General features: G+C 69.5%; 9 protein-coding genes and 2 pseudogenes. 5 read left to right on the plus strand and 6 right to left on the minus strand.

All coding sequences use genetic code 11. The features are described 5' to 3' along the window. The first annotated feature begins 45 nt into the window (after nucleotides 1-45). Together AB0927_RS29800 and mraY are read left to right on the plus strand one after the other, a co-directional pair. The gene (locus tag AB0927_RS29800) at nucleotides 46-2103 is read left to right on the plus strand and encodes an AfsR/SARP family transcriptional regulator (protein ID WP_366670856.1); all 2058 of its coding nucleotides are present in this window, start codon (nucleotides 46-48) and stop codon (nucleotides 2101-2103) included. A gap of 459 nt (nucleotides 2104-2562) precedes the next feature. Beyond that, the gene (mraY, locus tag AB0927_RS29805) at nucleotides 2563-3630 is read left to right on the plus strand and encodes a phospho-N-acetylmuramoyl-pentapeptide-transferase (RefSeq protein WP_366670857.1); all 1068 of its coding nucleotides are present in this window, start codon (nucleotides 2563-2565) and stop codon (nucleotides 3628-3630) included. A gap of 622 nt (nucleotides 3631-4252) precedes the next feature. Here the strand turns inward: mraY and AB0927_RS29810 are convergent. Together AB0927_RS29810 and AB0927_RS29815 are read right to left on the minus strand one after the other, a co-directional pair. Further along, nucleotides 4253-5167: an IS982 family transposase gene (locus tag AB0927_RS29810; protein ID WP_366670858.1), complete on the minus strand. Its 915-nt coding sequence runs from the start codon at nucleotides 5165-5167 to the stop codon at nucleotides 4253-4255. Between the two features lie 96 nt (nucleotides 5168-5263). Continuing rightward, nucleotides 5264-5722 (minus strand): hypothetical protein, encoded by a 459-nt coding sequence (locus AB0927_RS29815; protein WP_366670859.1) that lies wholly within the window; start codon nucleotides 5720-5722, stop codon nucleotides 5264-5266. A 116-nt stretch (nucleotides 5723-5838) separates the two neighbouring features. On the opposite strand from AB0927_RS29815, the gene AB0927_RS29820 reads away from it, so the two are divergent. After that, on the plus strand, nucleotides 5839-6546 hold the full coding sequence (locus AB0927_RS29820) for a sigma-70 family RNA polymerase sigma factor (protein WP_366670860.1): 708 nt from the start codon (nucleotides 5839-5841) through the stop codon (nucleotides 6544-6546). A gap of 155 nt (nucleotides 6547-6701) precedes the next feature. After that, nucleotides 6702-6938, plus strand: coding sequence for a hypothetical protein (locus tag AB0927_RS29825; RefSeq protein WP_366670861.1), 237 nt, complete (start codon nucleotides 6702-6704; stop codon nucleotides 6936-6938). A gap of 6 nt (nucleotides 6939-6944) precedes the next feature. Here the strand turns inward: AB0927_RS29825 and AB0927_RS29830 are convergent, their stop codons facing one another. After that, on the minus strand, nucleotides 6945-7688 hold the full coding sequence (locus AB0927_RS29830) for a PadR family transcriptional regulator (protein ID WP_366670862.1): 744 nt from the start codon (nucleotides 7686-7688) through the stop codon (nucleotides 6945-6947). 120 nt (nucleotides 7689-7808) lie between these two features. Between AB0927_RS29830 and AB0927_RS29835 the strand changes: the two genes are divergently transcribed. After that, nucleotides 7809-8660, plus strand: a complete 852-nt coding sequence (locus tag AB0927_RS29835) for an SDR family NAD(P)-dependent oxidoreductase (protein ID WP_366670863.1) — start codon at nucleotides 7809-7811, stop codon at nucleotides 8658-8660. 220 nt (nucleotides 8661-8880) lie between these two features. Here AB0927_RS29835 and AB0927_RS29840 read toward each other — a convergent pair. From AB0927_RS29840 to AB0927_RS29850, 3 genes and pseudogenes are all read right to left on the minus strand, one after another. Next, a pseudogene (locus tag AB0927_RS29840) lies at nucleotides 8881-9070 on the minus strand (mobilization protein); the annotation flags it as partial. Continuing rightward, nucleotides 9067-9354 (minus strand): plasmid mobilization relaxosome protein MobC, encoded by a 288-nt coding sequence (gene mobC / locus AB0927_RS29845; RefSeq protein WP_366670919.1) that lies wholly within the window; start codon nucleotides 9352-9354, stop codon nucleotides 9067-9069. The pseudogene AB0927_RS29840 and the gene mobC, both read right to left, overlap by 4 nt. Before the next feature lie 66 nt (nucleotides 9355-9420). Continuing rightward, nucleotides 9421-9543, minus strand: a pseudogene (locus AB0927_RS29850) (hypothetical protein); the annotation flags it as partial. Nucleotides 9544-9581 lie beyond the last annotated feature (38 nt).

Consider the following 9581-nt stretch of genomic DNA (forward strand, 5'->3'; position numbering starts at 1 on the left):
AGTACGCTGCGACGCCGCAGACCCGCGGGACGCAAGATGGAGGGCATGCAAATCGACGTACTCGGTGCCATGCGTGCCCTCCACGACGACGGCACCCCGGTCAACCTGGGCGGACCCCGCCACCGCGAGGTACTCGCCCGGCTTGTCGCCGCCGGGGGACGGATGGTCGCCACCGACACCCTCGTGGACGACCTGTGGGGCGAGCCGCCGGTGCGCGCCGTGGGTGCGTTGCGTACGTTCGTCGCCGCGCTGCGCCGCGCCATCGAACCCGACCGGCCACCCCGCACCCCGCCGCGCGTCCTCGTCACGGAAGGCCCCGGATACGCCCTGCGCGTACCGCGCGACACCGTGGACGTCCATCGTTTCGAGGACGCCCTGGCCCGCGCCCGGCGTACCCCCGATGCGCTGACCGACCTCGACACGGCCCTCGCGGCTTGGCGCGGCACCGCCTACGCCGACGTGACCGGCTCCGTGTGGGCCCAGCGTGAACGGGCACGGCTGGAGGAGCTGCGGCTGGAGGGCATGGAACTGCGCGCCCGCCTGCTGCTCGACTCCGGATCGGGAGGCGAGCTGGTCGCCGAACTGGCCGCCCTCGTCGCCGAGCACCCGTGGCGCGAACCGGCCTGGGGGCTGCTGACCCGCGCGCTGCACCGGGCAGGCCGTCAGGCGGACGCGCTGGCCACCCTCCGCCGTGCCCGCACGATGCTCGCGGACCAGCTCGGGCTCGATCCAGGTGCCGACCTCCGGCGCCTGGAGACGGACATTCTCCGCGGAGCTGCGACCCTCCAGCCCTCACATACCGTGTGGACCGCAGGCGCACGACTCGGGCCGCGCACCACCGTCGAACTGGCCCGCACCCTGGCCCTGGCAGGTGGTGACGCCCTCATCCACTCGCGGCGCGACCGCCTGGCCGCCGTCCAGGCGGCGGAGCGCACCGGAGACATCACCCTGACCGCCCGCGTCATCGGCGCCTACGACGTGCCCGCCCTCTGGAGCAGGGCCGACGACCCCGAGCAGTCCCGCGCCGTCGTCGCGGCGGCCGAGCGTACACTCACCGCGCTCGGCACCGACGGCCCCACCGAACTGCGCGCCCGCCTGCTGGCCACCATCGCGGTCGAGAGCCGCAGCGCCGATCTGTCCGCCGGCGCGCCGAGGCGCGCCGGACAGGCGGCGCGCGAGGCCGAGACGCTGGCCAGGGAGCTGGACGATCCCGCCCTGCTGGTGTTCGCCCTCAACGGCGTGTTCCTCCAGTCCTTCACCCGACCCGGGCTCGCGGCGGCACGGGACATGATCGGCGCCGAGATCCTCGACCTGGCCACCCGGCACGACCTGCAGAACTTCGCCGTGCTCGGCCGTCTCATCCGCCTGCAATCCGCCTCAGCCCTCGGCGACCTCGACGCCGCGACCGCACACGCCGAGGCCGCCGAGCAGCTCGCCGTCAGCACCGAGGCCTCTGTTGTCCCCGTGCTCACCGGCTGGTTCCGTGCCCGGGCGACGGCCGCCCGCAGCACCGAACCAGGCGGGCCGTCCGCCGCCACGGCCGCGGCGCAGTACCGCGCCGCCGAAAACGCCCTCGCCGAGACAGCGGGCATGCCCGGGCTGCATCGCGGCCTGTTCGCCCTCGCCCTCATGGGCCTACGTCTCCTGCACGAGCGTCCCGCGCCCACCGATCCCACCCTCGACTGGGGGCCGTACCGCCCCTGGACGCGCCCCTTGGTGCTACTCGCCCACAACCGGGACGAGCAGGCCCGTACCGCCCTGGCCATGATGCCCGAACCGCCCCTTGACCACATGCAGGAGGCACTCTGGTGCCTGACCGCCCACGCCGCCGCCCGCCTCGGCGAGAGCTCGGTCGCCGCCCGCGCGGCAACGGCTCTGCGCGCCGCCCGCACCGAACACGCGGGCGGGGCGAGCGGGATGCTGACTCTGGGGCCGGTGGCGCGGTACCTGGCGGAGGCGGAGGCATGCGCCGCAGACCCCGCCCCCACCTGCCCGCCGCACGCTGACCGGGCAACGGCCTCCGGGCCGGCCCAGCCCCATGTGCGCAGCCAGGCCGTCAGCACTCCTCCTGGCTTTGTTGACGAGTCGCGAGAGCTCTCGTAGCTGTCCTTTGACAGCGAAGATCGTCGTGTGCAGCCCGCCGGCCTGCCCCGACTGGGTTGGATGTCAACGACTTCCAGGTGACTGAGCGCGGCTCTCCTTCATCCGTCAACTGAATTGGAGATGGCGAAGATTCACTGGCGCAGTGATGCGGCGGCGGTGATGAGTGCCGTGACGTGGTCGCGGTGGTCGTGTTCCCGGCGGGCGATAACGATCCGGCTGGGGCCTGCGTCGGTGACAGGAACGCGCGCTATGCCCGCGGCGCGGGCGTGATGAGCGAGCGGGGGACGACGGCGACGACGCGGCCGATCCTGACCAGCGCGATGAGAGGGGGAACCGATCCTTGTCCCCGGGGAACGACTTACGACGATGACGCGTCTGCACAGGGTATGGGCTGGGGTGGCCAGCGACACCAGTGAGGCAGCCCTGCGGAAACCTAGCCGAGAAAGAGACGGCCGTCCGATGAATCAGATCCTGTTTGCCGGGGCCTTCGGCCTCTTACTGACCCTGATAGGCACTCCGCTGCTGATCAAGCTGCTGGCTCGCAAGGGATACGGGCAGTTTATCCGGGACGACGGGCCACGGGGCCATCACGGCAAGCGTGGAACGCCGACGATGGGCGGCATCGCCTTCATCCTGGCCACTCTCCTCGCGTACGCACTGACCAAGGTCGTCACCGGCGAGGGCGTGACCTATCCGGGCCTGCTGGTGCTGTTCTTGATGGCGGGCATGGGCGTCGTCGGATTCCTGGACGACTACATCAAGATCGTCAAGCGGCGTTCGCTGGGTCTGCGGGCCGGGGCGAAGATGTCCGGCCAGCTGATCGTCGGCATCCTGTTCGCGCTGCTGGCCGTCCAGTTCGCGGACGGCCGCGGCCAGACCCCGGCCTCCCAGAGGCTGTCCTTCGTCACCGACTTCGGCTGGACCATCGGGCCGGTGCTGTTCGTCGTGTGGGCGCTGTTCATGATCCTTGCCATGTCGAACGGGGTGAACCTGACGGACGGTCTGGACGGGCTGGCGACCGGCGCCTCGGTCATGGTCTTCGGCGGATACACCTTCATCGGCCTGTGGCAGTTCCAGAAATCGTGCGCCCACGCGATGACAATGGTTGACCCCGCCTCCTGTATGGAGGTCCGCGCCCCGCTCGACCTCGCCGTCATCGCCTCCGCGCTCATGGGTGCCTGCTTCGGGTTCCTGTGGTGGAACACCTCACCCGCCAAGATTTTCATGGGCGACACGGGCTCGCTCGCCCTCGGCGGCGCCTTGGCGGGCCTGGCCATCTGCTCTCGTACCGAACTGCTGCTCGCCCTGCTGGGCGGCCTGTTCGTCCTGATCACCCTGTCCGTAGTCATCCAGGTCAGCTCGTTCAAAATGACCGGCAAGCGCGTCTTCAGGATGGCGCCGCTGCAGCATCACTTCGAACTCAAAGGCTGGCCCGAAGTTCTGGTCGTGGTGCGTTTCTGGACCATCCAGGGCATGTGCGTCATCGTCGGTCTCGGCCTGTTCTATGCAGGATGGGCGGCGGGCTGAGACGAGGTCTCGGCAGGGTGCAGTCCGCGCGATGTTTCTCCGGCGGCGGACGAGGCGACCTGCGCGACCCAGTGCCATAACCCGCGCCACGGAGCGGCAGGCGCAGGACTGCTCCGCGCTTGTGCATGTCGCGCTCAGCCACATGACACCGCTCGGGGTCGTGTGTATCTCATGTAGTGGCGGATGCTGTCGTAGGTGACCAAGTAGTCGTGGTGGTCCATGAGTTCTGTCCAGACCTGCCTTCTGTTGAGTTTTCCAATGATCAAGCTCTCTACCAGGTCGGCGAGTTCGCCTGAGATGGGGTGGGTCAGCGGACCCGTCTCTGCGGTGGTCAGGCGTGGGATCTCCAGGGCGAAGCGGACGTCCCAGCCGCGGATGCTGTAGCGCTTTGCGAGCGCGCGGCTCTGTACGCCTCAAACCGGTGGTCTCGAACGGGCCGACATTGCCGGGGCACCTCCCTGGCAACCCTCCGCGCACGTACAGTGATGCTCCAGTGCCTTCCAGCAAGAGGGACGCCTGGCAGCAGGCAAGAGCGGCGACGGTAGCCCTATGGAGACGGATCCGTCCCGAGCAGGCCGACCACGTGGGAGCCGAGCTTCTAGTGATCGATTCCAAGGGGTTACTAGTGGTCGTAGGCGGTCAGCGCGCGCATGACGGGTTGCCTGGTGTGATCGTTGTGCCAGATGGCGGCGGTCAGCGCGAGGATCCGCTGCAGAACACGGACCATCACCCCGCCGGGAGTGCGGCCGCGGTGGCGTTCGAGGTCGAGCTGGCCCTTGAAGGACTCGTTGATCGATTCGATCACCTGTCGCAGCGGTTTGAACAGCTGGGATCCGGCGCGCTCGGCTTCGCCCTTGCGGGCCGGCCGTAACAGCCGGATGCCCCACTGAGCGAGCTGGTTCTCGAAGTCGCGGCCGAAGTAGTTCTTGTCGCCGATCAGCGTCTGATCGGTCCGGCCGGTGAGGAGGCCGGGCTCGACCTCGAACATCGCCAGCAGGGTTTCGCGCTCGTCGGCCTTGGCTCCGGTTAGCGCGAAGGCGATGGGCAGGCCGTGCAGGGTGCACACCAGGTGGAGCCGCAGACCCCAGAAGAACCGTGAGTGACTGGCGCAGTAACCGTACTCGGCCCATCCCGCCAGGTCGGAGTTTTTGACGGTCTCGCGGGAGCGCCCGCATTCGACCGGCGTGGAGTCGACCACCCATACGTCATCGCTCCACAGCGTGGTGTCGACAGCCAGCAGGCGTATGACGTGCTGGATCAGCCCGGCTGCCTTCCGCAGCCGCTTGTTGTAGCCGGGCTGCTTGGGCAGATACGGGAAAAGGTGCCGAAGGTGGGCGCAGGCGTGGCGGAGCCGGCGTGCTTCGGAGGTGAAGCCGAGCATGGCCTGCATCACCGCGAGCGTGACCAGCTCCGCGTCGCTCAGCTGCGGCGCGATGCCCACGGTCGGCCGCCACGGAGCCAGGTGAGGCGAGCTTTTGAGCAGGTCATCGGTCTTCACAAACAGTGCGGTCGCGAGGGTATCCAGGTCAGCGTTCACCAAGCCTCCAGGCTCCGGTGTCGGGTAGTGCGACGCCGGAGCCTGGAGGTGGGGTGCGGGGACCGTGGAGCAGACGGAGCGCGGCAGAGCGGGGGATCAGTCCGTGAGTTCGAATCGGTCGGCGATCTGCTCGATAAGCGGCAGATGCTCCTCCCAGGTCGCGCTCCCCATGCCGAGCACAAATGCTGCGTTTCCGCGCACAGTGAAGTACTCCCGGGTCTGGTAGACGACCGTTCCCTTGCTGTCGCGGCGGGTGACGAAATCCAGCGCCACCCCCGGCTGCCCGGCGAACCGGGTCTCAGTGCGTGTGAAGGCGTCGTAGCCGTGGGCTTCGAGTTTCTCCTGGGCAGTGTCCGCCACCTGCGCAGCGGTCTTTCCGTTGGTAGGCACCTTGAAGACGATCAGGTTTCGGCCGGGCCCCCCGGTGGCCCGCAGGATCTCCGGACCGTTCGCCGGGACGGGAGGCAGCGCCTCCCAACCCGTCGGCACGTGCAGGACAGCTCCGTAGGGGACGATCGGGATTGCTTGCCAGGTGGCATTGCTGAGATCAGACATACGGTGGCCTTCCAGACTCGGGCGTTGCTCGGTCGCCAGTGGGGATACCGGCAATCGGCCGTAGTGCGAACCTCGCACTGCGTGCCCGGCCCGGTATCCGTAACAACGGCAACCAGATGGGCATCGATCCCCGGGAGATCACCGCAGTGAGCAGTCACCAGGCCGAACCGGACGCCGTCGAGCGGGAACGCCTTGTGGCGATGCACAGCCGTCTCGTTGAACGCGAGGTTGCTCGCTATCGCACGTGGCACATCGACCGGGCGGACCTGCGACAGGCGGGCATCCTCGGACTGCTGATTGCCGCGAGCCGCTTCGATCCCGATCGCGCAGTGCCCTTCGGGGCATATGCGCACACCTGGGTACGCAAGGAAATCCAGCGGGCCGTCGCCCGCCAGGAGTTCCCTGCCGTCGTGCCCACCGACCTCGTCGGCCGAACCGTCGCTGTGCGACGGGCGCTCGACGAGAACGCTGACAGCCTGAACCTGGCGGCTGCCGCGCTGGGCATCTCACCAACGACAGTCGCCGCACTCCATCGGCAACTGCGCACTGCACCCGCTGAAGACGATGAGGAACTGCCCGCACCTGGCTATACCCTGACCGACCCCGAACACACCGCTATTGCACGGGACTTCACCAGCACAGTCCGCACCGCCCTCACCCGCATTGACCCGCGCGAAGCCGAGGCGCTGATTCTGCGCTACGGCCTGGACGACCGGCCGGAAAGGTCATTCCGCCAGATCGGCCGTCACCTGGGCATCTCCGACCACACCGCTAGGAAACTCGTCGAACGCGCCCAGGTCGAACTACGTCGCCTCATCGACTGACGCATCCACGCTCTCCAACCACGACCCGCTCTCCAACCACGACCGCTCTCGAACTTGACCCAGCCCTTGGAATAGATCATCTAGCCCTCCGTGCCCCGCGTCCTCGCTGCCCGGCGGCAAGGTGATGAGGAAACCGAGCAGGCCCTGGTGGGCACTTGGCGCCTGCGCCTGCCCGGAGCGCCCTGGTCGACCAGCGTGCCGGTCTCGGCGGCCTGCCCGGCGCCTCGGTCGCGTGGGGGCCATGGGCCGACGCCGGGACGGCCCCGCAGAACGACGGGCTGCTGGAGCAGCCACGCCGGGCCGGGCTGCCCGAAGTCGACTGGGAGCGTTTCCCACTCCCCTTCACCTACAGCCGGCCGTGCAACCGGCTGCTCGCGGACCTCGCCGAGTGAGCCGGCTCAGCGCGCCGAACCTCCGCCCGGCGCGCTGCTGTCCGCGCTTCCCGCGGGATCCGCGGGCGCTTCCGCGCCTGCCGTTCCCGCGCTCGCCGCTTCCGCGTCCGCCGTTCCCGTGCCGGACGTAGCCGCGCCGGACTCTCCGTGTGCCGTCGCCGGCTGCTGCCCGTCCGGCGGCTGCCCGCCCTGCTGCGGGGCCGCCGCGGTGCCGAATTCCTCATCGGTCATCACGTCGGCCTTCTGCGCCCATTCGGCCCATTCGGCAAGCGCCTCGTTCAGCCGTACCCCCGCCTCGATCGCGATGCGCATCGCCCGCGTCTGCGGGCTGTTCCCCCACTCGCCGCGGTCCTTCGCCGCCGCGTAGGCGCGCAGGGTCGCGGCGGTCTCGGCGTAGAAGCGGTGCTCGCGCTCCAGGTGCGCGCGCAGGCTGTCCGGGTCCATCAGCCAGAAGAAGTACGACCGCAGCAGCGTCTGGAGGCGGAAGGTGTGGTCCACCTCCTCCTCCGCCAGCCAGCGGCGCACCTCGGCGAGCCCGGCATCGGTGAGCCGGTACGCCTTCCTGCGGCGCGGCCCGCGGCTGTCCAACTCGATGAGACCGGCGTCGGCCAGCCGGGCGAGTTCGGCGTAGACCCGCGGGTGCTGGGCCGGCCACACCGATCCCAGGGACTCCTGGAAGCGCCGGGCCAGGTCGTAACCGCTGGCCGGGCCCTCCGCGAGCAGGCCGAGCAGACCGTGGCGCAGCGACATCGACGACTCCCCTGGTGCTTGCGCTGTCCCATGAACAGCTCCATCTTGACACGCCCCCTGTCACGGCTACCTTTAGACATGTCCACCTGTACATGTCCGCACGAACATGAAGAGGTAGCCATGGCCAGTGACAGCAAGCGACCCGCGGTGCTCGTCACGGGAGCCGGCGGCGGAATCGGCGCGGCCACGGTGCGCGCCCTCGCAGACAAGGGCTTCCGTGTCTACGCGGCCTCCCGCAACGGAGAGGTGGCGGCATCGGCCGACGTGCATCCGCTCGCCTTCGACGTCACCGACCGCGGTGCGATCGAGGCGGCGGCGGAGCAGGTCCTGGCCCGGGGCGACCACGCCCTTGCCGGGGTGGTCAACAACGCCGGCTTGATCGTCCAGGGCCCGCTCGAACTGGTCCCGGAGGCCGAACTGCGCCGCCAGTTCGATGTGAACGTGATCGGCACGACCCTGGTCACCCAGACGTTCCTGCCGTTCCTGCGGGCCGGCAAGGGCACCCTGGTGAACCTCACCGCCGGCACCGCCCGCGCGGCCGGCCCGTTCTACGCGCCGATCTCGGCCAGCAAGGCCGCCGTTCAGTCGCTGTCCGACGCCCTGCGGCTCGAACTGGCGCACTTCGGCGTGTCCGTGGTGGTCATCGAGCCGGGCGCCATGGACACCACCATCTTCACCAAGGCTGCCGCGGCCGCCGAAAAGGCAGGGGCCTCGGCGCCGAAGGAACTGGTGTCGCTCTACAAGGCCCCCCAGGACGCCGTCGCGGCGAGCATGGCGAAGCTGAAGCCCTCCTCGCCCACCCTGGTGGCCGACGCGATCGTGAAGGCGCTGTCCGCCAAGAAGCCCAAGGCGCGCTACACCGTCGGCCCCGACCTCCGGCTGCTCGGCCTGCTGTCCCGGCTCCCGCTGCGCACGCGCGACCGGCTGGTCGCGGGCGTGACCGGCCTGGCGAAGGTCCCCGCGGTCCATTGAGCACCAGCGCCGTCGACCGCCGCGGCGAAGCCGTCGCGCGCACCATCGTCCTGATCGGTGCCGCCTCCGGCATCGGCCGCGCGGCGGCGACGCAACTCGCAGCCGACCGATACCAATTGATCCTCGCCGGCCGGGATCGACGCCGCGGCCGGTCCCTGGCCGCGGGGCGCCACCGGTCTTCGTGGCCGGCGATGTCGCCACCTACGAGGGCGTGCGGTCGGTGGAGGTCGAGGTCGGCCACGAGGCGCTTCTTCGCGGCGTCGAAGTCATCGGCGCGGCCGGGATCGGGCGCGAAGCCGTCCCAGGAGACGACCAGGTGCGGATCGGTGCGGTCCTTGGCCTTCTTCGTATCGAACAGGTATTGGATTCAGCCCGGCGGTGCTCCTGCCGCTGCCGATCTTGGCGATCATCGGGCGGCCGCGGAGACAGCGTGGTTCATGGTCTGCGCGATGTCGCCGATGGCGGCGCGGACGGCGTCCAGGGTGCGCTCGGTCTGGGCGAGGACGGTGGTATCCACAGAGTGTGGTTCCCCTTCGACGTTGAGGCAGTGGCCGATCTGGTTGACGTTGTTGCCGATCCGGGCGACCCCGGCCCGCAGTGCGTCGAGCTTGTCGACGCAGTCATCGAGCTGGGTACGCTGCCCGGCCAGGCCCACGGAGAGATCGCCGTCCAGGTAACGCCATGACCACGGCACCCACGAGGTGGGCGCCGACGCCCGCCAGCCCTGTCGGGGCCAGTCGGCCGGCCGGTTGAAGAGCCGCTCCAAAACCTCCGGCCCCAGACGCTGCCGGGCCCGCGTAAACGACGCCTTGTGCGGGACGCAGCAGCTCAACTCCGCGATGCCACCCACGAGATGCTCGGCCACATCGTCGTAGGAGTCCTGGTGGAAGAGCGCTGTCGGGGTCCTCTTGGACGACGGCT

Origin of the sequence: Streptomyces sp. NPDC048106 (assembly GCF_040706415.1) — a bacterium.
Taxonomy (GTDB): domain Bacteria; phylum Actinomycetota; class Actinomycetes; order Streptomycetales; family Streptomycetaceae; genus Streptomyces.